Genomic DNA, 22,127 nt, shown 5'->3' with positions numbered 1-22,127 from the left:
CGTCATGCAAAAGGACCCCGAGATTAATGTCATGGGAGATGCCCTCTCACCTTGTTCGACGGATCCCGTCACAGGCTTCTTTCGAGACGGTCACTGCAACACCTGCGATGCCGATCAAGGCAGCCATACCGTTTGCGCGATTATGACAGCGGAATTTCTGGCGTTTTCGAAATATGTCGGCAACGACCTGTCGACACCGCGCCCCGAGTTTCGTTTTGCCGGGCTCAAGCCGGGCGATCACTGGTGCCTTTGCGCGGGCCGGTTCTTGCAAGCCCATGAAGAGGGATGCGCGCCAAAGGTAAATCTGGCCGCGACGCACCAGCGCGCGTTGGAGATTGTGCCGCTTGATGTTCTGGAGCAACACAAGGCTTGAGCCTCAAAGCAGTTGCGCTTCCTGTCGCAGGACACCGACCAGCGGTTTCAGCTTCTGCTCATGCTTCTTCAAGGTAACCGCAAAATATCCTCGATCGCTTTGTGCCACATCGCGCCACAGAACCTTCAATCTGTTGATGCCGATGGCATCCATTGCGAGAATAAAGGGCGCCAGGGCGACGCCTTGCCCGGCCTCTGCCGCGTTCAACGCAAGGGAGGATTGCCCCAGCTCCAAGCGCGGCTGGTTGTCTCCGAAAATGCGTGACCAGCGGTTGTGATTGTCCTCCAGCAGCATCGTCCCGGATAGCTCTTGCAGATCATTGACGGGTTTCACATCCATCAATGACGGAGACGCGACCGCCACGAGGTTTTCATCGCAAAGCTTTGTGACAGACAATCTGGTGTCGTTTGGCGCTATGCCATGGTGGATCACCATGTCGGTTTCACTATCAAACAGACTGGTGTCTGCATCGGCAACATCCAGAGCGATGGTCTGGCCTTCAATGGCATTTCTCAACAATCCCAGGCGCATGAGGATCCAGCGGGAGGCCAGCGTTGAAGGCAAGGTTATGCGCAGGCCAACCGATCGCGGTGAGAAGGCTCGCGTTGCGACGTCGAGATCCCGAAACACCCGGTTGACGACCACATGGTAGCGCTGGCCAGCCTCCGTGAGCCTCAATCCGCGCGGCTCTCGTTTGAACAGCACCACGCCCAATTCGGCTTCCAGCTTACGCACCTGTTGGGCCACGGCGCCTTGCGTGACATGCAATTCGCTCGCTGCTGCGCTGAAGGAGCCGTGTCGTCCAGCCGACTCAAATGCCTTGACCGCGTTGAGATTTGGAAGCCGCATTGTTGAACCAGTAGTTTTTCTACACCCTCACTGAGAAAGCATCGTTTGGCAAGTAGTGGAGTCTGCGGCATACCGCATTTGTGCAGAAACTGGTTGCGCAGCACACTGTGTAAGCTACGGCTGGTGGGAGTAGAGGGCCACTTTAATTGTGCTTCTTTACTGAGCGAGGTCGCCGAAGCCTTTTTCTGCATGTGGCAAGAGTATCGTTCCGGTTCGCGTGTCTTGGCGGGTTTGGAGTGACAAGATTTGTGAGGAACGCTGCTCTTGCCCTATCTTTCTCCTCATGGGCCTATGAACGCTGCGGGGAAACATAATTTGATCCGGGGCTTGCCGAACACGGCAGCAAGGAGGCCCGGGTCTGAGCTTTCGGAGTGATCCCCCCGCCAGCCCTTCCCCAGAAGGCGCAAGGCAGGACCGGATCAAAGGTACGGGAGCTCTGCGACACCGATCACATCGGGGGACAGTCGCACGTCGGGCGCGGAAGGACGGGAGGCCTTCTGCGCCCGCACTGTTTTAGAGGGGCCGTTTAATTCTGATCCGCCCATTCCCAGGGACGGGTATAAGCACCCAGTGTGTGGGCAACATCCTCATCGCGCACAACGCCGTTCTTGGCGATCTGGGCCACAAGTCCGCGCTTCTTGTCATCGAGCACCGATACAACCTGCGCATTAACCCCCCGTTCTGTCAGGGCTGCATTGTAGACGCGTGTGATCGCATTCTTGCGCAGATCAGGTTTGAAGACCTTGCCGACAGCCGTCTTTGGCAACTCATCGAGGATCGTCATGTGTTTGGGCTGCGCGGCGCGTTCATGCACATGAATGCGGCAATGCTCCAAGAGCTCCTCTTCCGTGACACTCCCGCCATCCACAAGCTCCACAAAGGCACACGGCAACTCGCCCGAATGCGCATCTGGCTGGCCAATGGCGCCGGCGAAGGCCACGGCCGGATGCGTCAGCAGGGCCTCTTCGATTTCAGCAGGATCAATATTGTGGCCGCCCCTGATAATCAGGTCCTTCGCGCGGCCTGTAATCCAGAGGTATCCATCAGCATCAATGCGGCCCAGATCACCTGTCCTGAGGTATTCACCTGCATGGAAGAGATCCTTGTTCTTATCGGTCTCCGTATAGGTCTCGCCCGAGAGTACGCCAGGGTTCGAAATACAGATCTCACCGACTTCGTCGACCTCACAGCCCACCAAACCATGGGGGCTGTTCTTCAGGATCTGAACCTTTGTATGGGGAAAAGGAATCCCCACCGATCCCACTTTCTTCTCACCCTCCGGCGGGTTGCACGACACCAGACAGGTGGCCTCCGTCAACCCATATCCTTCGGTGATCTCAACGCCACAGGCCTCCTTGAAGCGCTTGAACAGCTCCATCGGCATCGGCGCAGAGCCGGAAAACGTGGCTTGTACGCTGGAGATATCGGCGTCCCCGACGGGGCGTTGCATGAGCGCCGAGACAGCAGTTGGCACGGTGATGATGAACGTCACCTTGTAGCGCTCGACAAGCTTCCAGAAATTATCGAACACGCCCTCCCCGCGATAGCCCTGCGGCGTCGGGAAGACGACATGGGCGCCCGAACTGAGCGCGGCCATCAAGATCACATGTACTGCAAACACGTGAAACAAGGGCAACGGGCACATGATGACTGATTTTTCGTCAAACAGGAGCCGCTCGCCGAGCCAGCCGTTGTAGACCATGCCGGAATATTTGTGCTGAGCGACCTTGGGCATGCCGGTTGTGCCGCCGGTGTGAAAATAGGCGGCCACGCGGTCGCCCTCGCTGTCATCGAAGCTCAGGGTCGTCGGATGACGGCTCATCTCGGCGACGAAATCCTTGACGTTCGCATGATGCCCGGTCGGATTTTTCGGCCGGATCAGCGGCACAATCCACTTTTTGGGCGGCGTGAGATAGCGCAGAAGGTCAATCTCGAGCACGGTATGAACGCCGGGCGCATGGCGCACCGCTTCGGCCACCTTTTGCGCCACATCCGTTTTTGGAAAAGCCTTGAGCGTGACGACAACCTTGGCCTTCGTCTCTCGCAAGATGGCCGCGATCTGCTCAGGCTCGAGCAGCGGATTGATCGGATTGACGATGCCCGCAATTGCCCCGCCCATCAAAGTGAACAAGGTCTCATTAGCGTTGGGCAGGATATACGCCACGACGTCCGTTTCCTGCACACCCATCGCGCGGAACATGTTCGCCGCCTGACATGTTTTGCCGTGCAACTCACGCCAGCTTAACGTCTCGGCCTTCTCTTTGGGGCCAGAAAACATCTGATACGTGACGGCCGGACGGTCCGGAAACTTTTCCGCCGTCCCGGCAAGCAAGGCATGCAGCGTTTGGGGCAAAACCCGCTCGCCCCATGGCATTTCGTTCTCGATGGCATCCCGATCGGCCATGGACGCAAAGGTCATGGGTCTATCTCCTCCCCTGTCGTGCACGATTATTCGCGCTTGATTGCGAGAGAAGATGAGGCTTCAAGGGCCATTGCGCAAGGTTTACGCAAGGAAACAGCGCGTCACGCGACGCTGCGTCGTTTGGGAACGAAGCGCAGAAAGGCCTGCGCTTCGCTCTGGATCGCGTCGGATCAGTCCTGCGGAATGCGCAGCACCTGACCGGGATAGATCTTGTCGGGATGGCTCAGCATGGGCCGATTTGCCTCGAAAATATCCTGATACCGCGTGCCTTTACCCAGTGTTTTCTCGGCAATCGCCCACAGCGTATCGCCCTTGGCAACTGTGTGAAACACAGGCTCGGTGCCGCCGCCGCTTGTCTGATCCTCGACCGCGGCCACCCCCTCGACATTGCCGACAGCGAGGATGATCTTTTCTTTGAGCTCATCATCGCCTGCAGCGCCCTCGAGCTTCACCGTGTCTCCTTCGACGATGATATCCACGCCGCTGGCATCCAGACCAAGATCCGCCAATTCCTTCTCAAGCGCTTCCTTTTCGGGCGCATCATCGCCGCCAAAAAGCTTCTTGCCGCTGTTCTTTACAAAACTCCACAGTCCCATGTTCGGACCCCCTTTGTTAACATCCCGCAGGATGAACAGAGATCGCCGCACAACAAAAGGGGGAATTATTCAGCGGCCATGCCTTCGGTGAACTGCAGGCGCGCCAATCTTGCGTAGAGACCGCCTTCTTCGACCAACGCGTCATGGCTGCCCTGGGCAACAATACGGCCCTGATCCATGACGATGATGCGGTCCGCCTTTTTGACGGTCGCGAGCCTGTGGGCCACGATCAGCATCGTCCGCCCTTCCCCGAGGTGATCGACCGCAGCCTGCACAGCGCGCTCGCTCTCCGCATCCAGCGCAGACGTCGCCTCATCCAGCAACAGAACAGGGGCATCCCGCAAAATGGCGCGGGCAATAGCGATACGCTGTTTCTGGCCACCAGAGAGCATCACACCGCGTTCGCCCAGATACGTGTCGTACCCTTCCGGCAGCGCTTCGATAAAGGCATGCGCAGCAGCGGCCTCCGCTGCCGCGACGATGTCCGCGTCACTGGCATCAGGGCGCCCAAAACGGATGTTCTCGCGCGCCGAGGCCGCGAAAATGACCGGATCCTGCGGCACGAGCGCCAGCGCGGTGCGAAAATCCATTCGCGCCATCTTCGCGATGTCGACCCCGTCTAGCAGGATGCGCCCCTTGGAGGGATCATAAAAACGCTGGATCATCTGAATGATCGTCGTCTTGCCCGCACCGGACGGACCCACGAAAGCAACCGTTTCGCCGGGCTGGATATCAAATGTGACACCGTCCAGCGCCGCAGTTTCCGGCCGGGCGGGATAGGCAAAGTGCACATCTTCAAAGCGAATGGCGCCATGTACCGGGCTCGGCAGAGCTTTGGGACGGGCCGGATCCGCGACCGTATCTTCGGCCTCAAGCAGCTCGACCAGCCGCTCGGTCGCGCCGGCAGCGCGCTGAAGCTCACCCCAGATTTCGGAGAGCGCCGCAACGGAGCCTGCGACCATGACCGCATAGATAACAAACTGGATCAGGACACCCGCCGTCATACCGCCTGCGCGGACATCGCGCGCGCCGATCCACAAGACACCGACAATCCCGGTAAACACTAGGAAAATGACAATCGCGGTCATCAGCCCACGCAAGTTGATCCGCCGTTGGGCCACACGAAGCGCGCGATGCGTTACATCGGCAAACGCTCCTTTTGACAGGGTTTCGTGAGTAAAACTCTGCACCGTCTGTACGGCGCCCAGGCTCTCAGAAGCATTGGCTGAAGAGGCTGCGATCCAGTCCTGATTTTCCCGGCTCATGACCCGCAACTTGCGGCCCAGCACCAAAATGGGCACCACCACTGCGGGAACAATCAGCAATACCAGACCCGTCAGCTTGGGCGAAGTGGCCATCATCAAGGCCATACCGCCGACAAACAGCAGAAGATTGCGCAGCGCAATAGAGATCGAGGAGCCGATGACAGAGAGCAGAAGCGTCGTGTCAGTGGTGATACGTGAAAGCACTTCACCCGTCATGATCTTCTCGTAAAAGGCAGGGCTGAGGCTGAGCACCCGATCAAAGACCGCCTTGCGGATATCAGCCACCACCTTCTCGCCCAGATGGGTCACGAGCATGTAGCGAAACGCCGTACCGACCGCCAGGGCCGCCGCGATGCCAAGGGCGGCGAGGAAATAGAGATCAAGGATGGCTCCATCCTCGACACGGAAATTATCAACCACGCGGCGGACCGCCAAAGGCAGGGTCAAGGACACGCAAGCCGTCACCACCAACGCCAGAAGAGCCGCAAAGAGCAAGGCTCTGTATGGCAGAACGAAGGGCCAAAGCGCGGAGAGCGCGCGCATGTTCTTGGATTTTTCCCGTTCGGATTTCGCGTTGGGAGGTGCCAGCGTATTGTCTTGGTGCGTGGTCGCCATGGTCACTCAATCATATGTGTCAGATGTTTGTTCCCTACTGCGGGCAGCGGGTCAAGCGGCGCTACGCCGCACCCGGGGTGGAACGGACCCCGTCCAACGCCCCCGACAGAATGGCGCAAGGCAACGACAGTTTGCAGATCGCGTCACGAGGCTGTGCCGAATGATCTCAATAATTCAAAGCCCTACGCGTCCCGCAGCTCAGTTGGTCAAAGAAATTGGAAGTTGGAGCGGGTAGCGGGAATCGAACCCGCACCTTAAGCTTGGAAGGCTCTTATGATACCATTTCACCATACCCGCTCGAGATGAGGTCGTCCTAAAACATCGCCCCACAAGGGTCAACCGTTCTCGGGGCGCAGCAGGAAAGCGCCTGCGTCCAAGTGGCGCCCAACACCGAAACAAACGTCTTTTTTGTGATCGGAGTGCGCTTGCAACTCGGGCGCAAGTCGAACAAGTTACCGGCCAATTGATCTCGTAGCTTTGAGTATGTGACAGCCGATGCGCGCCCCTTTGATTGCAGTTGTTGGTCTTGTCGCCGCTCTTGGCGCGAGCGCGGCCTTTTTGCTGCCGGATCGCGCGTCTGTTTCAGAGACGGAGGCCTTTGCTGCGCCGGGGCTGGATCCTCTGACGATCGAGGCTGCGCGAGAAGACTTCTGGCGGCTCACACCGGCGCTGCTGCTCGTGGTCTATGAGGCCTTCGGGCAGACCCAAGAAGACGCTATCTATGACACTCTGGCCAGTGTGACCCATGGCGAGGCTTTGGAATATCTGTATCTCGAACGCGTCGGGGCCATGGCGGGTGGCGGGCTAGAAGAGGCCGATCAAACCATCCACGAGATCAAATTGCTTAACACACAGGTCGCGCGCGACTCAGGATCCTTGCTGATCGACGCGTCCTGGCAGGTGATTGGAACGGTGGGGCATGCGGAGCATCTGCATGTGCGGGGCAATACCTATAGCGCTGATCTCACGGTTGCGCCGGTCGACGGGGCCTGGCGGATCACGGATTTCCAGCTTCTCGATGTCAACCGCGACATGGCGGGCGAGACTTTTCTCGCGCCGCAAACGAATTAATGGTCCGCGTCGAAAATCTCACCTTTGGCTATGGTGCGAAAGGGTTTCGGCTTCGCGTACCTGATCTGTTGCTGGAAAAGGGCGAACGGGTCGCCATCGTCGGGCCCAGCGGCAGCGGCAAAACCACGTTACTCAATCTGATCGCCGGGATTTTAACGCCAGAGGCCGGGCGCGTGAGCGTTGCGGGCACTGAGGTCTCGCAACTCTCAGACACCCAACGCCGGCGCTTTCGCGCGAGCCAGATCGGCTTTGTCTTTCAGGACTTCGCCCTGCTCGACTACCTGCCTGCGCGCCAGAACATCCTCTATCCCTACCGGATCACGCCAGCGCTCACTCTCGACGCCGCAGCGCGGGCCCGCGCAGACAAGCTGGCCGCAGCGTGCGGCATTGGCGACAAACTGGACCGACACCCCGGCGCGCTCAGCCAAGGGGAGCAACAGCGGGTCGCCATTTGCCGGGCGCTGGTCACGCAGCCCAACTTGATCCTGTCAGATGAGGCAACGGGCAATCTCGATCCCGACAGCAAGGCGCGTATTCTGGATTTGCTCTTTGAACAGGCCGAAGAGGCTGGCGCGACGGTGTTGGCGGTCACACACGACCATGAGCTCCTGCCCCGGTTCGAGCGCGTGCTCGATTTCGCGCAATTTCGCGAGGGAGCACCGTTATGAACGCGCTGACACTCGCCTTTGCCTATCTGAAGTATCACTGGGGCCGCAGCCTCGTGCTTGTCTTGGTCGCGGCGCTCATCATGTTTGTGCCGGTGGCCACGCAAACGCTCCTGTCCACAAGCGAACGCGCCCTTGTCGCGCGCGGCGAAGCGACCCCGCTCTTACTGGGCAGCCGTGGCTCACAACTCGATCTGACCATGGCCGCGCTCTATTTCTCGGAAGAGCGCCCCGATCCCATACCGATGCGCGAGGTCGAGCAGATCTGGGACAGTGGCCTTGGCATTCCCATCCCGGTGCATACGGCCTTTTCCTCAAGCGGATTCCGCATTGTCGGTACGACACTGGATTACTTCGAATTTCGCGGCTTGCGCCCCTCTGAGGGGCGCGGCCTGTCTGTGCTGGGCGATGCCATCATTGGCGCTGAGGTTGCCGCCAAACTCGGCAAAGGCGTTGGCGACAGCCTGGTCTCCTCCCCGGAAAACCTGTTTGATCTGGATGGGGTCTATCCTCTCGAGATGCCGATTGTAGGCGTATTGCCCGCCACCAATACGGCCGATGACGCCGCCATTTTCGTGGATATCAAAACCGCCTGGGTCATTCAGGGCATCGGGCATGGCCATGAAGACGTGGTAACTGCTGCTGATGTCGCCGCAGGCACTACCGCGCTCGCCAATGCGGCCGTTGTCCAATACCAGCGCATCACGCCAGAGAATATCGACAGCTTCCACTTTCACGGCAGTCAGGATGACTTCCCGGCTTCCGGTGTGATCGTTGTCCCCAACGATACCCGCTCAGCCACGATCCTAAAGGGGCGTTATCTCGACAGTGACGGGACCGCACAGCTCATCGAGCCCGCGGCGGTCATTCAGGGGTTGGTTGATCGCATCTTTCGCATCAAATCGCTGCTTGATGTCGTCACGGCGATCATTGCCATCGCCGCCTTGGCCGCCATTGGGCTGGCCATCTTCCTGAGCTACCGTCTGCGCGCACGGGAGATCGCAACTGCCGTAAAACTGGGCGCACGGCGTGGAATGGTGTTGCGGCTCTTGTCAGCAGAAACAATAACTTTACTCTCGTTGTCCGGGGGGTTGGCGGCAATTGGTGCGGCTATCGTCTCCCGAAATGCGGACGCTTGGGTCAGTTGGTTGCTGGCTCTGGGCACATGACGACGTCACAGGAGGTTACATGACACGACATTTTCTCACTGCATCTCTGGCAACTTTGATCGCGGCCACACCCGCCCTCGCCCATTACGGCATGATCATCCCGAATGATCCCATGATCAGCCAGGAAGACGGGCGCAGTGTGTCACTCACGATGTCGTTCTCGCATCCTTTCGAGATGGACGGGATGACGCTGGACAAACCCGCAGCCTTCTCCGTCACCCATGAAGGCGCGACGACAGACCTGCTGGGCGGCTTGCAGGATGCCACGATCATGGACGATCAGGGCTATACGCTTGACTACCCGCTCGACCGTCCCGGCACCTATATCTTCGCCATGGAGCCCCAGCCCTATTGGGAGCCCGCCGAAGACGCTTTCATCATCCATTACACCAAGACCTATGTGACCGCGTACGGCGATGACGAAGGCTGGGATACCGAGCTTGGCCTCAAGACCGAGATCGTTCCCTTGTCCAAGCCATTCGGTCTTTGGGAGCATAATGTCTTCCAGGGCATCGTGAAGATGGACGGTGAGGCCGTGCCATACGCGGAAGTTGAGGTCGAGTTCTTCAACGATGGGGCCGGTGCGACGGTGCCCGATGAGCTGATGATCACACAAACCGTCAAGGCGGATGCAAATGGCGTCTTTACCTATGCGCCGCCGTCCGATGGCTGGTGGGGGTTTGCTGCGCTCAACACGGCTGACTACACACTGCCTCAGGACGGTGAAGACAAGGCCGTGGAGTTGGGAGCGGTGATCTGGGTCCATTTCGAAGACTGGACCGGACAGTGATCCGAGCGATTGCCATGACCGCACTTTTGACCGCTGCTCCTCTCGGAGCGGCGGCACATCAGCTTGTGGTCTTTGCATCGGTGGATTGCGAGGCTGTTACGGTGGAGGCCAAGTTCTCCAACGGCAAGATCGCACAGCGGGGTGATGTGCGCATTCTCGACGGTGAGAACGCGCTCCTCTCCACGCTTCCGCTGCAAGAGGACGGCACGGCGAACGTTCCGTTGGACAGCGTTGATCATTCCGGCGGGCTCGTCATCGAAGTGGATACGGGCAGCCATGACAATTACTGGATTCTGACGCCTCAGGACATTGCGCGAAACTGCGGGAGCTGAAAATGGGTCGATCCCTGAGACAGATTGTTGCGACCTTTTTGGTCCTTTGCGTCGCCAGCGCGTCCACAGCACAGGAAACCCCGCGCGTTGTGACCGTCAACCAGGCGCTTTCCTTGCTGTCTGAGCGTCTTCTGGACGCCGATGGCGAGGTTGTGTTTCCCGTGCCCGAAGGAGTGGATCCATCATTTTGGCGTCCCTCCATCGCCGACATCAGCATGATCCAGTCCTCCGATTTGATCGTGCTCAATGGGGCGGGCTTTGCCAGCTGGATTGACCGTGTCTCCCTGCCCCGCTCGCGGCTCGTGAACAGTTCGGCGGGCTTGAAAGATGAATACATCACCACCGAAAGCATCACCCACAGCCATGGCGAGGGCGGCGAGCATTCGCACGAAGGTGTGGCGTCCTATCTCTGGCTCGACCCATCGCTTGCAATCGGACAGGCAGAGGCCGTTGCGCGCGCTTTGGGTGAACGCGGTTTTGTCCCCCCGGACGCGCTCGAGGCACGACTGGACGCTTTGCGCGCGGATTTGATGACCTTGGATGAGGAGACCAAGCGCGCATTGGAGCGGGCCCAAGACGTCCCCATGATCGCGACGCATCCTCGCTACCAATATTTCGCGCGCCGCTTTGGCTTATCGATTGCCTCGCTCGAATGGGACGCGGGCGCCATGCCCACGCAGGACGAGTTGGCAGTTCTTGACGCCACCGTGCGCGAGAACGGCGCGCGTATTTTGATCTGGGAAGCCCAGCCTCCACAGGCCGCAATCGCGGCGGCCGATGCCCTCGGCCTCAAGAGTGTGGTTTTTGATCCCATGGCCAATAAAAGCGATGTGCAATCCTTCGTGCAGAGCTATCGCGACGCTGTATCTGATCTGTCTGAAGCGGTCGTTGGCAGCCTGAACTAGGACGCACCAGTCCTTTCGCGTCTCCCAAACACGCGCCGCGTCGAGCCCCCGCTCACGCGGCGCGATTGCTTTTCGGGCGCCGTCCGCGTTCTTGCGACATGCCGCCACAGCCTTAGCGTGAATTGCAGGCCAAAGATGAAACGGCGCGCCTTCATTCTTGATTATTTTTATCGGAAAAGCTTGCAGCACGCTTAAAATTCTGTAACTGAGTAAAACAGTAAGAAACCAAATCGTAGGGCATTACCATGAAACTCCAGACTTCCCTCCTCGCAGTTTTGGCCGCGACAGTCGCTTTGCCAGCCTTTGCCGAAGGTGAGCTCAACCTCTATTCGTCGCGTCACTACGATACCGATGAGCGCCTGTATTCCGACTTCACCGAAGCCACAGGCATCACGATCAACCGTATCGAGGGCAAGGCGGATGAGCTCATCGCCCGTATGGAAGCGGAAGGGGATAACTCGCCCGTCGACGTCTTCCTGACCGTTGACACAGTCCGCATCACCCGTGCCAAGGAACTGGGCTTGCTGCAAAGCGTCGACAGCCCGGTCCTCGAAGCGGCCGTTCCGGCGTATCTGCAGGATGAGGACAACCAATGGTTTGCCTTTTCACAGCGCGCCCGCATCCTCTTTTATGACAAAAACGATGTCGAAAACCCGCCGATGACCTATCAGGATCTCGCAAAACCGGAATATGCGGGCAAAGTGTGCATTCGCTCCTCGTCCAATGTCTACACTCAAAACATCGTGGCCGCGCTGACCGCGCATCTGGGTGAAGAGGCGATTGGCGATTGGGCCAAAGGCGTCGTGTCCAATTTTGCACGCGATCCCCAAGGCGGCGACACAGACCAGCTGCGCGGTATCGTGTCGGGTGAGTGCGACATTGCGATGTCCAACACGTATTATTTCGCCCGCGCCATTCGCAAAGACGTCTCCGGCCTGTCCGACAGTCTGGATCAGATCGGTTGGGTCTTCCCGAACCAGAACGATATCGGCGCGCATATGAACATCTCCGGCGGCGGCGTTGCCAAGAATGCGCCGAACAAGGAGAACGCCGTCAAGTTCCTTGAGTATCTCGCCTCCGAGCAGGCACAGCAGTACTTCTCGGCGGGCAATGATGAATATCCGGCCGTGCCCGGCATTGGGCTTGCGCCTTCTGTGGCAGCACTGGGTATCTTCCGCCCCGACGCGATCGCCCTGTCAGACATCGCTGATAACATTGGGACGGCCCAGAACATCCTGAACGCGGCTGGCTGGAAGTAAGACCCAACCTCAACAGTGAGAAAAGGCGCGCTTGCTCAGTGCGCCTTTTTTTGTTGCATCTGCTGCGCGCGCCAATCGCCGATCTGGACGCAAAGCAAGATCACCGGCAGCAAACCTATGGCCGCAATCATCAAACTGGGCACCGCCGCACCTTCAAGCCGTTCATCAGAAGCGAGTCTGAACGCCTGCACCGCAAGCGTATCGTAGTTGAACGGACGCAGGATCAACGTCGCGGGAAGTTCTTTAATCGTGTCGACAAAGACAATGAGCAGCGCCGTCAGAATACTGCTGCGCAAAATCGGCATGTGGATAGAACGCACCGTTCCCCAGGACGTGCGCCCCAGGACGCGAGACGCCGCGTCGATATTTGGGGTCACGGCGGCAAGGCCGCTGTCGTAAGAACCAATGGCGGCTGCCAGAAAACGGATCATGTAGGCGGCGATCAAGAGCCAGATCGAGCCGGAAATCAGCAGGCCCGTCGAGATGTCGAACCATTGCTCCATCCGGTCATCAAGCCAATTGTCAAACCGCGCAAAAGGCACCAGAAGGCCAACCGCGATCACTCCGCCCGGGACAGCGTAGCCCAAACGACCAATGAACAGCGTGGCCAAGGCGGTTCGGCTGGGCAGGATGCGGTGGAATGTTCCAAGCAGGATAGCGGCGCCCACAGTGATGACAGAGGCGATACCCGCGAGGATCAGAGAATTCTCGATAAAGCGGATATAGCGCGGGCTGAAGATGTCCTGCTCTGAGCGCAGCCCCATGAGAAACAACGTTACTGTCGGCACAATCACCCCGAGGAAAACCGGGAGGAAGCAGGCCAGCTGTGCACTGAGGGCACGCTTGCCGGAGAGTTCGAAACGGACGAACGTTTCCTGTCGCCCGCGCGCAGCGAATGCCGCCTTGCCGCGGTTCATGTATTCCAGAGCCGCCACAAGAAGCGCGAAAGCCAGAAGCCCTACGGCGAGCTGCGCGGCGGCGCCTCTGTCGGCCAAGCCAAACCAGCTGGTGTAGATGCCCGTTGCAAAGGTCTGAACGCTGAAATGGGCGACGGTCCCGAAATCAGCGATGGTTTCCATGACAACCAGCAACGCCCCCGCCGCAATAGCCGGGCGCGCCATGGGCAGCGAGACCGTGAGAAACGCACGCGTGGGCGAGGCACCCAAGGAGCGCGCAGCGTAAAATGGCGTTGCGGCCTGCATGCGAAAAGCCGTCCGCGCCATCAGGTAGACATAAGGATACAGGACCAGCGTCAACATGAGTGCGGCGCCGCCCAGCGACCTGATTTCGGGGAACCAATAGTCGCGCGGCCCCCATCCCATGATCTGGCGCAGCGTGCTCTGTACTATCCCCGGATGATCCAGAACATCGGTATAGGCATAAGCGAGGACATAAGCCGGAAAGGCCAGCGGCACGACCAGAGCAATCTCGAAGAAGCGCCGCCCGCGAAACTCCGTCGCGACAACAAGCCACGCGGTCAGGCTCCCTATGATGATTGCACCGCTAGCAACGAGAATGACGAGGACGAGCGTGGTCCAAGTGTAGCGCCACAGAACCGTTTCGGCCAATTGCGCCAATGTATCGAGCGAGCCAAACGCCGCAGCGGCAAGCACGCCGACAATCGGCAGCAAACACACAGTCGCGACACTCAACGCAATTGCCGAGATGACCTTTTGATCCATCACAAACGCCGTCCTGAATTCACATCTTTGCCCGGTGTAACGTGTAAGCCCAAACAGTTACAGGCCTGATTGTTTTAGTCGGGATTGACATTTCCGACTATTTCTATCAACATATACATGTGAGTCTCAGCCATCCCTCTTTTCCAAAAGGGCAGCCCGGACGCCTTGCAATCAAGGAGAAAGTGATGGGCCAAGATATTGGACATAGCAATTGGGCAGATGATCATCCGAACATACGTGCGTGTTGGCAGGACGTCCTGAGGGACGCGGCGGCAGGTGTCTTTCTGGCCAACCGCTCCTTTGAACAGATGTTGGACCATCTGGAGCGGACACCATGAACGCCATGACACAAGTGCCCGATCCGACCTTTGACAAGCCGACCCCGCAGCTGGACACCTACGATGCCCGGGATATCGTGAAAGATGGTGTTCAGGCCTGCATCGTGCTCGACGGGCAAACCTATTATTTGCGCATCACGCGCGCCGGCAAATTGATCCTGACCAAATAGATCTGCAAGTTTCGGGATGCGAGGCAAACGTCCTCGATCCCTCACGTGCTGACACGGGGCGCGTGCCGACCGCAAAAAAGCGGGCCCTAACTCTGGGACCCGCTTTTATTGTCACGACATGCCCGGTGCATCCTGGGCGCGTTGGTCGGTTCGTTCGATTTAGATCGGATGCGTGTATCAGCTCAGATGGGAGCGGAGGAACCACGCGAATTTCTCATGGGTCTGGCCACGCGCGATGCACAGATCTTCTGTCAGCGTATCGCCATGATCCGCCGCCAGCGCGCCGGTTCCCGCCAATGTGGCGGCCAGTGTTTCCTGAGCGATTTGCATCGCCTTGATCATCTCTTTGTCGGACGCGTGGCCGTCGTGCTCTTTGACTTTCGAGCGCGCGATCATGCCTGCCAGCGTCCCCTCTGCGTGGGCGTCCAACGCCTTGATGCGTTCAGCCAGATCATCTTGCGCCACGAAATGGTCCTCGTAGATCTTCTGGAACAGATCGTGCAGCGGGCCAAAGGCCATACCCGTTACGTTCCAGTGAAAATTCTGAGCCAACATGGTCGCGACGGCGGTCTCGGCCACCGATTGGTTCAGGGCTTCAGCAATGGCGGCGCGCGCGTCTGTGGACAACGCTTCAGCTGTCTGGGTCATTTCATCTCCTACGAATAAAGATTGCTTTATCGCTGGCTTGCAAACGTGCTGGCTGGCGTTGGCTTATATTTAGTCAACGCTACACGAGAGGCAAGGCTTTTTAGAATCTTTCTAATCTAGACTAAAATTCTTGGTAATCTGGCCCATCAGGAACCCTATAAGCCGCCTGTGCTCTCGCGCCACGCGCGAGTTCAACAGAAAAGTCTGACTGGCCTCATCTCCGCGCGCGAAAGCTTCGCTGAGTTGCACGAGCCAAGCCTCATCGAAAGACAGTTCAGCAGACCCCGGCGCCATGAGCCGCGCGGGCTTGCCAAGCGCCTCATTGAGACACCGCATCAAAGCATCCGCATGCGCACTCAACGAGGCGGATTTATCCGCCTGCAGCAAGGCGCAGGCTTTGAACAAGGTCGTGTAGCGCTTGACGCGGCATCCCATTGCGACAAACCTGAGATGGTTCAACACAGCCCAAGCCCGAGCGCTGACGGCATTTTGCGGCGCTTCGGACAGCCCTGTCTGTAACTGCAACGGCATCATCTCGCTCTATCCCCTCGTGCGAATCGCAGACCCTGCGTACCGATACCATAATCCTGAGTTTATTTATAAACTATGCGGCATATCAAATCGGCATGTCGTGGAGCGTTTATGGACGCGTCACTGCCAAAAGCGCGATCGTCGCGGTTCCCATCGCAAAAAGCCACGTTATGGGCTGCATGACCATCAGCCAGCCGGAAGACAGCGCATCGTCATGCAGCGCAGGGAGAGGCCGCGACAAATGGAAAGCTCACGTTTTGCATCGCGGGGCATCCCGTCCATGCCGGGCCTTTGCCCCAACGACCTTGCCCCGCAACCACGCGCACACAGTCCATCAGCATCGCCGCCACGTGGCGCACAGGCCTACCCGAGACACGAAGGCCTAGAGATTTATACGATAGCGCGCAAAGCCGTCGTCGCCGCTCCCCGCAGGCGCGATTTCCACGCCTTTCACATCATCAACAACATCCACGCCCTTGGGTCCTGTATCAAACAAGACGCTGGTCCCGGGCATCGGGGCGAAGGCCCAATTGTCATCAGCTGTGGGATTGATCGTCCCTTGCTCGACGATATAGCGCACGATGACATCCCTGTTGGTGTCAGGCGCTTCAAAAATCGTCGTGGAGCCGTCCGCGCCGGGGAAGCTACCACCGCCGCCTGCGCGGTAGTTGTTGGTGGCAATCACGAATTCCGCATTCATATCCAGAGGGGCGCCATTATACGTCAGATCGACGATGCGGCTGGCATCGGGGTTGATGAGTTCGCCACGTGGACCAAACATGGACGGCTGGCTCAGATCGATCTTGTACTGAACGCCGTCAATCACATCGAAGTTGTAGGAGGGGAATTCGGGGTTCAGAAGGATCTGATCCGCTTTGCCAGGCTCCACCTGATTGAACATGCCGGCCGAACGTTCCAGCCAATCCTTGACCTGTTGTCCCGTCACTTTTACAGCGCGCACTGTGTTGGGATAGAGATACAAATCAGCCACGTTCTTGATCGCAACATCCCCTACGGGCACATCGGTGTAATACTCCGGCCCGCCGCGGCCTCCCGCCTTGAACGGCGCTGCGGCGGACAGAAGGGGCAAACCTTCATATTCTGTGCCCTTCAACATCTCAGCCACGTACCAGCTCTGCGCCTTGGATACGATTTGAACCGAAGGATCGTCTGCCACAAGCGCGAAATAGCTGTGCAGCGGAGCGGATGTCTTGCCAACGGCGCGCCGCACATAGGCCAACGTGGCGTCATGCAGCTCGGCAACGCTATCCAGAACCGCCTGATCGCTTTCCACCAGCGCCGTGATGGAACGATCCTCGTTGCGCCTGGATATGGGCCGCGCCTCCGAGGTGTGGCCCACCACACGCCATTCGCCGCCGGAGACCTCCAGCATGAGATCAATGACACCCAGGTGCGAGCCCCAAAAGCCTCCCATGACCGCCGGTTTGCCATGGATTGTCCCGGACGCCACATCAACCGCAGGCAAGCCCTCGTAGGTCGAAGACGGGAACACATTGTGGTGGTGCCCTGACAGGACGGCGTCAATGCCATCAATCGCGGCAAGCGGGACGGCGGCATTGCCCATGAACTCGGTATGATCCGCCTCCGCAATGCCCGAGTGGCTCAGAGCAATGATGATATCTGCGCCCTGCTCTTTCATCATCGGCACATAGGCCTTGGCGCTTTCGATGATATCGCGCGCGTGGACATTACCCTCCAGATGGCGACGGTCCCAATTCATGATTTGTGGCGGCACAAAGCCGATCAGACCAATCTTGATTTTGTGAGCGACGCCTGCACCGTCCGTGATCTCCTTATCCATGATGACAAAGGGCGGAACGAGAGTCGTATCTTTCGTGGGGTCGGCCCCAAGCTCTTTCGATACATTGGCGGAGATCACGGGGAAATTCGCGCCTGCCAGAGATTTCATCAGAAAGTCGAGACCGTAATTGAACTCATGATTGCCCAAAGTCGCCGCATCAAAACCCAGCGTATTGAGCGCTGTGATGATCGGATGCATGTCGCCTTCCTTCATCCCGCGCTCATAGGCCATGTAATCGCCCATGGGATTGCCCTGCAGAAAGTCTCCATTGTCATAGAGCACCGAATTTGTGGCCTCGGCTCTGATGTCGCGCACAATGGACGCCGTTCGTGCAAGGCCCATCGTATCGCGCTCCCGATCCGAATAATAATCATACGGCCAGACGTGCACGTGCAGATCGGTCGTCTCCATAATCCTCAGATGCGCCTGATTGGTGGCTGCATTGACGGAGAAAGGGTGCATTGCGATCAGGCTTGCAGAGCCCGTGATGAAGCCACGGCGATTGAGACGGAATGACATGGTAAAACCCCCTGATGTGTTGTGTAGCGAGCGATTGGGTTCCGCGGCACACGGAAGACGACTCGCCTTAAAGTAAGGTTGCCATCTTTTTACCCGTCTGTCTTGTGCCCGCTCCGGCCCGGCAGCAACGTGCCGATCTTCTCATCTCCGGGCGCGCGTTCTGATTTGCTTCTGCCGCTCTCATGGTTAGGGTCCCGCTCGATGCGGCCACAAGGCCTGCTTTGGGCTAGAAAGGGCTACGGAAATTTGGACAAGGTCGAGTCAATTTTTGAGCGGTATGAAGCTGTGCGGAGCAGGCTTCCCCAGGCCTTGACGCGCGGGACATCGCACCAAGTGCGCTCGCTGATGGATCTGCGGGAGCATGCAGACGCCTTTGTGTTCGATGCCTTTGGCGTTTTGAACGTTGGAGACACGCCGATCCCCGGCGCGGCCGCGCGATTGGACCAGCTGCGCGCAGCCGGTCATGCCATCCGCATCCTGTCGAACGCGGCCAGCTACAACCGCGAAAAGGCGGTCGAGAAATTCCACAAGCTCGGCGTCACCGTGACGCCGGATGAGATCGTAACAAGCCGCGACGCGACCTTGCTCGCGCTGGATGCCCGGCTCTGGGGGTGCATTGCCGCCCCAACGGATGATTTGAGCGACATTCCCTTCGACACCCTGCGTTTGGAAGCAGCTCGAAACGCCTACGATGCGGCTGAGGGCATCCTGTTTTTGTCCACCGCTGCTTGGAATGAGGCGCGTCAGGAAATGCTTGTTGCCAGTCTCCGAAACAGGCCGCGTCCGGTGCTGATTGCAAATGCCGATTTGGCAGCGCCCAGGGATCATGGTTTTTCTTTGGAGCCCGGGTATTTCGGCCACTTGCTCGCTGACGCCTCAATTGAGCAGATCAGGTTTTTTGGCAAACCCTTTCCGGAGGTTTTTCAATTGGTGGAGGCCTCTCTGCCCGAAACCGCGCGACGCCGCATCGCAATGTGCGGCGACACACTACATACCGATATCCTCGGCGCGGCAGCGCGCGATTGGCAAACGGTTTTGGTGGAACAAGATGGCATGTTCGCAGGGGCTGATGCCGGACAATATGCGCGCCAAGCTGACATCATGCCGACTTGGCGGTTAGCGCGCATCTGAGGTGCGCCAACGGTGCCGCACACCCGTAGATCCTCCTGTCAAATGCTTAGATCACTGGGCGCAAGGCCTCAAGTTTGTCCGGTAGCGTAGGCCATTTGGAAAACTCTCGGGACGTTGGACCATATGCGTCGCTGGGATGCCCCCGGAAGAGAACCGGCGCAATCGCGTATAGTTCTTCCTGCGCCGCAACGCTCATGCCTTTCAGTGCCATCGGGCCGGGATAAAGGCTCTCTGCGGGGGCACCATTTGCAAAGATGATCTGATGCTGCTCAAAAAGGATGTGGTAATATTCAATCTCGCGACATCCGTTGGCCACGCGCGCAAGACCACCTCGCATTCTAGCGAGATGCACTGCACGCACCAAACGCTCCTCTCCGTTCACAGACAACAGCAAGCCGTGCTGTGGCGATACCACCAACGGCGCGTCCCCCCCCAACAGTGAAGGCGCGACAACGACGGGCTTGAGCCAGGGGCACAACGCCAGCTTGCGCTTGCCCAAGCGCTTTTTGCCAATCCACTCGATGCGTTGGACGCCATTGTCCCGCGTAACAATTGGGTCTCCTGGCTTCAGGCATTCAATGGGCCTTTCGCCATGCGGCGTCAGAATTTTTGTTCCCGGCGTAAAACAGATTACGCCGGTGTTCTCGCTGGTGAACGACGCACTATCCGGCGATGCACCTTTGAATGCGATACTGCCTGATCCAAACTGCGCGTTGTCGGAATAGTCAGCCCCATCCACACCATCGTTGGATTGGTTCAGGATCCCATCGTCGGCCTGGTCGGCATGCAATTCCCAGATGTCGTCATAGAATTTGCTGAGATCGATGAAGTCGTTGTTGCCACTGTCGCCATCACTCAGCGTACCAGACATTCCGAAATTGAAATCCGCAATGGTGTCGGCCCCGTCACCGGCCTCATAGGCAAAAGTATCGTCACCTTTGCCGCCGCTCAGGACATCGTCCCCGGCACCGCCACGCAGGAAATCGTCGCCTTCATCACCTTGCAGGGTGTCAGCGCCCGCACCCCCATCCAGGCTGTCGTTGTCGTCTCCGCCGATGAGCGTGTCGGACCCCTCACCCCCTTCAAGCGTATCGTCACCACCGGTCGCGACAATACTGTCGTTGCCTTGTCCGCCCACAAGACTGTCATCGCCATCGGAGTTGCGCAGCGTATCGTCGCCATCGCCACCCAGCAGCGTGTCGTTGCCGAGACCCGTGGTCAGGAGGTCGTTCCCGTCGCCCCCTTCGATATAGTCGTCGCCGTCGCCACCAGCGATCGTGTCATCGCCAACACCGCCCAGCAACGTGTCATTGCCCGCGCCACCGTCGAGGAAGTCATTGCCCTCTTCGCCCTCAAGACTGTCAAAACCATCGCCGCCGAAGAGCTCATCATTGTCAACACCGCCAAAAAGCGTGTCGTTGCCCGTGCCACCGATGAGCGTATCGTGCCCTTCGGTCGCAATGATCAGATCGTCGCCCGCGCCGCCTATCATGCTGTCATCGCCAGCAGAGTTGCTCAGAGTGTCATCGCCCTCACCACCATCAAGCGTGTCTTGTCCCAGACCTGTGCGCAGGACATCGTTTCCTTCACCGCCCTCAATGAGGTCGTCTCCGTCACCGCCTGAAAGGGTATCGTCCCCGGCGCCGCCAATCAGCGTGTCAGAGCCAAGACCACCTTCCAGCACGTCGTGGCCTTCACCTCCGTCAAGACTGTCGTTGTCTTCACCGCCATCAAGACTGTCATCGCCACCCTGACCATGGATGACGTCGTTGCCTTCGCCCCCCATGATCGTATCAGACCCTTTGTCGATGGGGGTGAAATTGGCATCCGTGATCATATCCCCCGACATGGTGAAGCCTGAATTGGTGGTCCGGGCTTCCAATTTGAACTCAAGGAAAGTCCGATCCTCGAACTGGCCCGAGAACCATGCGTCTTCATCATTCGGGGAGTTATGCTCAGTCCCGGCGGCCCGAACGGAGCCGCCTTGGTCAGAGACTTCCAGAGACGTATCTTGCGACGTCGCAAAACCCGTAAAGCTCTCCTTGTCCAAGGACACCGCTTCCATGTCATTGGCGCTGTTGCGATCCAGGTCATTGAATGTCGCGATCGAATTCACGGAGACCGGTTCACCCGTATCAGGATCAAAAAACTCAAGCTTGAAAGAGGCTTCGTCACCTTGACCCGAGCCTCTCATCAGAATCTCGAACCCGCGCCCACCGGCGAGATCGACAGTCATGTTTGGATCTGATTTTTCAACCAAAGTTAGCTTGGCCCAAACCGGCTCGCCGTCTTCAGTCTTTGTGATATCGCGATAGATGGCGTAATCGCCTTCCTGCGCGTTGTTGCCGGAATAGCTCGTGCTTTCCAGATTATTGATGTTCATGTTCAGCGCGTCGCAATCCACGCCTTTTGAGGCCATGTCCTGCCCTTCATCGCCGTAGAGCACATCATTCCCGGCGCCGCCGGAAATCATGTCGTTGCCTTCTTCGCCTGAAACGGTGTCGTCTGAGCCGTCACCGGCCAGGATATCGTCCTTCTCGGTCCCCTTCAGCTCTTTGGCTATGTTTTTGAGCGCATCCGCTGCGTCTTTGATTTCTTCCTTGAGCGCATCATAGTCGCCCGCCGCAAGAGAATCCTTGGCGTCTTCGACGGCTTGCTTCAGGTCGTCGATATCATCTTTGAGCTCAAGATATTCCTCTTTCGAAAGCTTCGACAGCTTCTCAAGTTTCGCTTTGATGGAACTCAACATCTCCATAGCCACACCCTTTTCATCACCAGCGGACCATCGCGCGATACGATGGGAGGGCACTTACCGACGGCCCAGACATTCAATCCGGGACCGTACAAAGGGGATACCTAACCAAAGGTTATCAAATAAAATCCGACCTATTTAATGAGCTGGGATCATCTCTGGACACGTCCAGCAAGGCCTTGTCAGCACAGAAAAAACGCGCCTCTCCAGCCCCTGCGAGAAC

At 58.3% G+C, this 22,127-nt stretch carries 20 protein-coding genes and 1 tRNA gene; 11 read left to right on the top strand and 10 right to left on the bottom strand.

Annotated features, from left to right (window positions below):
* Window positions 1–4 precede the first annotated feature (4 nt).
* Complete coding sequence (locus tag ACP15S_RS02150; protein WP_425037932.1) at window positions 5–373, top strand: DUF2237 family protein; 369 nt, start codon at window positions 5–7, stop codon at window positions 371–373.
* A 3-nt stretch (window positions 374–376) separates the two neighbouring features.
* Here the strand turns inward: ACP15S_RS02150 and ACP15S_RS02145 are convergent, their stop codons facing one another.
* From ACP15S_RS02145 to ACP15S_RS02125, 5 genes are all read right to left on the bottom strand, one after another.
* Window positions 377–1,222, bottom strand: a complete 846-nt coding sequence (locus ACP15S_RS02145) for a LysR family transcriptional regulator (protein ID WP_425037931.1) — start codon at window positions 1,220–1,222, stop codon at window positions 377–379.
* A 526-nt stretch (window positions 1,223–1,748) separates the two neighbouring features.
* A complete protein-coding gene (locus ACP15S_RS02140) occupies window positions 1,749–3,641 on the bottom strand; it encodes an acyl-CoA synthetase (RefSeq protein WP_425037930.1) in 1,893 nt (630 codons plus the stop codon).
* A 173-nt stretch (window positions 3,642–3,814) separates the two neighbouring features.
* A complete protein-coding gene (gene lysM, locus ACP15S_RS02135; protein WP_425037929.1) occupies window positions 3,815–4,240 on the bottom strand; it encodes a peptidoglycan-binding protein LysM in 426 nt (141 codons plus the stop codon).
* 65 nt (window positions 4,241–4,305) lie between these two features.
* Window positions 4,306–6,120, bottom strand: a complete 1,815-nt coding sequence (locus tag ACP15S_RS02130) for an ABC transporter transmembrane domain-containing protein (RefSeq protein WP_425037928.1) — start codon at window positions 6,118–6,120, stop codon at window positions 4,306–4,308.
* A gap of 223 nt (window positions 6,121–6,343) precedes the next feature.
* Window positions 6,344–6,417, bottom strand: a tRNA-Gly gene (locus ACP15S_RS02125).
* Between the two features lie 198 nt (window positions 6,418–6,615).
* On the opposite strand from ACP15S_RS02125, the gene ACP15S_RS02120 reads away from it, so the two are divergent.
* The 7 genes from ACP15S_RS02120 to ACP15S_RS02090 all read left to right on the top strand — a co-directional run bounded on the left by ACP15S_RS02120 (window position 6,616) and on the right by ACP15S_RS02090 (window position 12,311).
* Window positions 6,616–7,191: a hypothetical protein gene (locus ACP15S_RS02120; protein WP_425037927.1), complete on the top strand. Its 576-nt coding sequence runs from the start codon at window positions 6,616–6,618 to the stop codon at window positions 7,189–7,191.
* Window positions 7,191–7,859: an ABC transporter ATP-binding protein gene (locus ACP15S_RS02115; RefSeq protein WP_425037926.1), complete on the top strand. Its 669-nt coding sequence runs from the start codon at window positions 7,191–7,193 to the stop codon at window positions 7,857–7,859. The genes ACP15S_RS02120 and ACP15S_RS02115 overlap by 1 nt, the downstream gene beginning before the upstream one ends.
* A complete protein-coding gene (locus tag ACP15S_RS02110; RefSeq protein ID WP_425037925.1) occupies window positions 7,856–9,025 on the top strand; it encodes an ABC transporter permease in 1,170 nt (389 codons plus the stop codon). The genes ACP15S_RS02115 and ACP15S_RS02110 overlap by 4 nt, the downstream gene beginning before the upstream one ends.
* Before the next feature lie 19 nt (window positions 9,026–9,044).
* Window positions 9,045–9,815: a DUF4198 domain-containing protein gene (locus tag ACP15S_RS02105; RefSeq protein ID WP_425037924.1), complete on the top strand. Its 771-nt coding sequence runs from the start codon at window positions 9,045–9,047 to the stop codon at window positions 9,813–9,815.
* A gap of 14 nt (window positions 9,816–9,829) precedes the next feature.
* Entirely contained in the window at window positions 9,830–10,147 is a 318-nt protein-coding gene (locus ACP15S_RS02100; protein WP_425037923.1) for a hypothetical protein, read from the top strand.
* A 2-nt stretch (window positions 10,148–10,149) separates the two neighbouring features.
* Window positions 10,150–11,052, top strand: coding sequence for a metal ABC transporter substrate-binding protein (locus ACP15S_RS02095; RefSeq protein WP_425037922.1), 903 nt, complete (start codon window positions 10,150–10,152; stop codon window positions 11,050–11,052).
* Between the two features lie 245 nt (window positions 11,053–11,297).
* Complete coding sequence (locus ACP15S_RS02090) at window positions 11,298–12,311, top strand: extracellular solute-binding protein (protein ID WP_425037921.1); 1,014 nt, start codon at window positions 11,298–11,300, stop codon at window positions 12,309–12,311.
* Window positions 12,312–12,346: 35 nt separating this feature from the next.
* Here the strand turns inward: ACP15S_RS02090 and ACP15S_RS02085 are convergent, their stop codons facing one another.
* On the bottom strand, window positions 12,347–13,993 hold the full coding sequence (locus ACP15S_RS02085; protein ID WP_425037920.1) for an ABC transporter permease: 1,647 nt from the start codon (window positions 13,991–13,993) through the stop codon (window positions 12,347–12,349).
* A gap of 185 nt (window positions 13,994–14,178) precedes the next feature.
* On the opposite strand from ACP15S_RS02085, the gene ACP15S_RS02080 reads away from it, so the two are divergent.
* Together ACP15S_RS02080 and hemP are read left to right on the top strand one after the other, a co-directional pair.
* A complete protein-coding gene (locus ACP15S_RS02080; RefSeq protein WP_425037919.1) occupies window positions 14,179–14,331 on the top strand; it encodes a hypothetical protein in 153 nt (50 codons plus the stop codon).
* On the top strand, window positions 14,328–14,501 hold the full coding sequence (gene hemP / locus ACP15S_RS02075) for a hemin uptake protein HemP (RefSeq protein WP_425037918.1): 174 nt from the start codon (window positions 14,328–14,330) through the stop codon (window positions 14,499–14,501). Before ACP15S_RS02080 ends, hemP begins: the two co-directional genes overlap by 4 nt.
* Before the next feature lie 177 nt (window positions 14,502–14,678).
* Here the strand turns inward: hemP and ACP15S_RS02070 are convergent, their stop codons facing one another.
* From ACP15S_RS02070 to ACP15S_RS02060, 3 genes are all read right to left on the bottom strand, one after another.
* Complete coding sequence (locus tag ACP15S_RS02070; RefSeq protein WP_425037917.1) at window positions 14,679–15,149, bottom strand: Dps family protein; 471 nt, start codon at window positions 15,147–15,149, stop codon at window positions 14,679–14,681.
* A gap of 111 nt (window positions 15,150–15,260) precedes the next feature.
* Complete coding sequence (locus tag ACP15S_RS02065) at window positions 15,261–15,680, bottom strand: hypothetical protein (protein ID WP_425037916.1); 420 nt, start codon at window positions 15,678–15,680, stop codon at window positions 15,261–15,263.
* 382 nt (window positions 15,681–16,062) lie between these two features.
* Window positions 16,063–18,021: a bifunctional 2',3'-cyclic-nucleotide 2'-phosphodiesterase/3'-nucleotidase gene (locus ACP15S_RS02060; RefSeq protein WP_425037915.1), complete on the bottom strand. Its 1,959-nt coding sequence runs from the start codon at window positions 18,019–18,021 to the stop codon at window positions 16,063–16,065.
* A gap of 345 nt (window positions 18,022–18,366) precedes the next feature.
* On the opposite strand from ACP15S_RS02060, the gene ACP15S_RS02055 reads away from it, so the two are divergent.
* On the top strand, window positions 18,367–19,152 hold the full coding sequence (locus ACP15S_RS02055; protein WP_425037914.1) for an HAD-IIA family hydrolase: 786 nt from the start codon (window positions 18,367–18,369) through the stop codon (window positions 19,150–19,152).
* A gap of 46 nt (window positions 19,153–19,198) precedes the next feature.
* Here the strand turns inward: ACP15S_RS02055 and ACP15S_RS02050 are convergent, their stop codons facing one another.
* Window positions 19,199–21,907 carry a Hint domain-containing protein gene (locus tag ACP15S_RS02050; RefSeq protein ID WP_425037913.1) on the bottom strand — a complete coding sequence of 903 codons (2,709 nt, stop codon included), beginning with the start codon at window positions 21,905–21,907 and terminating at the stop codon, window positions 19,199–19,201.
* Window positions 21,908–22,127 lie beyond the last annotated feature (220 nt).

Origin of the sequence: Primorskyibacter sp. S187A (assembly GCF_049800955.1) — a bacterium.
Taxonomy (GTDB): domain Bacteria; phylum Pseudomonadota; class Alphaproteobacteria; order Rhodobacterales; family Rhodobacteraceae; genus JAKVBH01.
Note: the sequence above shows the minus strand (reverse complement) of the source record. Positions and strands in the feature narration are given on the sequence as shown.

Bases quoted from the DNA above. Each gene is read 5' to 3' on its own strand.
- ACP15S_RS02095 (WP_425037922.1), top strand. From the start codon at position 10,150: ATGGGTCGATCCCTGAGACAGATTGTTGCGACCTTTTTGGTCCTTTGC.
- hemP (WP_425037918.1), top strand. From the start codon at position 14,328: ATGAACGCCATGACACAAGTGCCCGATCCGACCTTTGACAAGCCGACC.
- ACP15S_RS02070 (WP_425037917.1), bottom strand. From the start codon at position 15,149: ATGACCCAGACAGCTGAAGCGTTGTCCACAGACGCGCGCGCCGCCATT.
- ACP15S_RS02055 (WP_425037914.1), top strand. From the start codon at position 18,367: ATGGATCTGCGGGAGCATGCAGACGCCTTTGTGTTCGATGCCTTTGGC.
- ACP15S_RS02130 (WP_425037928.1), bottom strand. From the start codon at position 6,120: ATGGCGACCACGCACCAAGACAATACGCTGGCACCTCCCAACGCGAAA.
- ACP15S_RS02080 (WP_425037919.1), top strand. From the start codon at position 14,179: ATGGGCCAAGATATTGGACATAGCAATTGGGCAGATGATCATCCGAAC.
- ACP15S_RS02120 (WP_425037927.1), top strand. From the start codon at position 6,616: ATGCGCGCCCCTTTGATTGCAGTTGTTGGTCTTGTCGCCGCTCTTGGC.
- ACP15S_RS02060 (WP_425037915.1), bottom strand. From the start codon at position 18,021: ATGTCATTCCGTCTCAATCGCCGTGGCTTCATCACGGGCTCTGCAAGC.
- ACP15S_RS02140 (WP_425037930.1), bottom strand. From the start codon at position 3,641: ATGACCTTTGCGTCCATGGCCGATCGGGATGCCATCGAGAACGAAATG.
- lysM (WP_425037929.1), bottom strand. From the start codon at position 4,240: ATGGGACTGTGGAGTTTTGTAAAGAACAGCGGCAAGAAGCTTTTTGGC.
- ACP15S_RS02145 (WP_425037931.1), bottom strand. From the start codon at position 1,222: ATGCGGCTTCCAAATCTCAACGCGGTCAAGGCATTTGAGTCGGCTGGA.
- ACP15S_RS02115 (WP_425037926.1), top strand. From the start codon at position 7,191: ATGGTCCGCGTCGAAAATCTCACCTTTGGCTATGGTGCGAAAGGGTTT.
- ACP15S_RS02100 (WP_425037923.1), top strand. From the start codon at position 9,830: ATGACCGCACTTTTGACCGCTGCTCCTCTCGGAGCGGCGGCACATCAG.
- ACP15S_RS02105 (WP_425037924.1), top strand. From the start codon at position 9,045: ATGACACGACATTTTCTCACTGCATCTCTGGCAACTTTGATCGCGGCC.
- ACP15S_RS02050 (WP_425037913.1), bottom strand. From the start codon at position 21,907: ATGGAGATGTTGAGTTCCATCAAAGCGAAACTTGAGAAGCTGTCGAAG.
- ACP15S_RS02150 (WP_425037932.1), top strand. From the start codon at position 5: ATGCAAAAGGACCCCGAGATTAATGTCATGGGAGATGCCCTCTCACCT.
- ACP15S_RS02090 (WP_425037921.1), top strand. From the start codon at position 11,298: ATGAAACTCCAGACTTCCCTCCTCGCAGTTTTGGCCGCGACAGTCGCT.
- ACP15S_RS02085 (WP_425037920.1), bottom strand. From the start codon at position 13,993: ATGGATCAAAAGGTCATCTCGGCAATTGCGTTGAGTGTCGCGACTGTG.
- ACP15S_RS02110 (WP_425037925.1), top strand. From the start codon at position 7,856: ATGAACGCGCTGACACTCGCCTTTGCCTATCTGAAGTATCACTGGGGC.
- ACP15S_RS02065 (WP_425037916.1), bottom strand. From the start codon at position 15,680: ATGCCGTTGCAGTTACAGACAGGGCTGTCCGAAGCGCCGCAAAATGCC.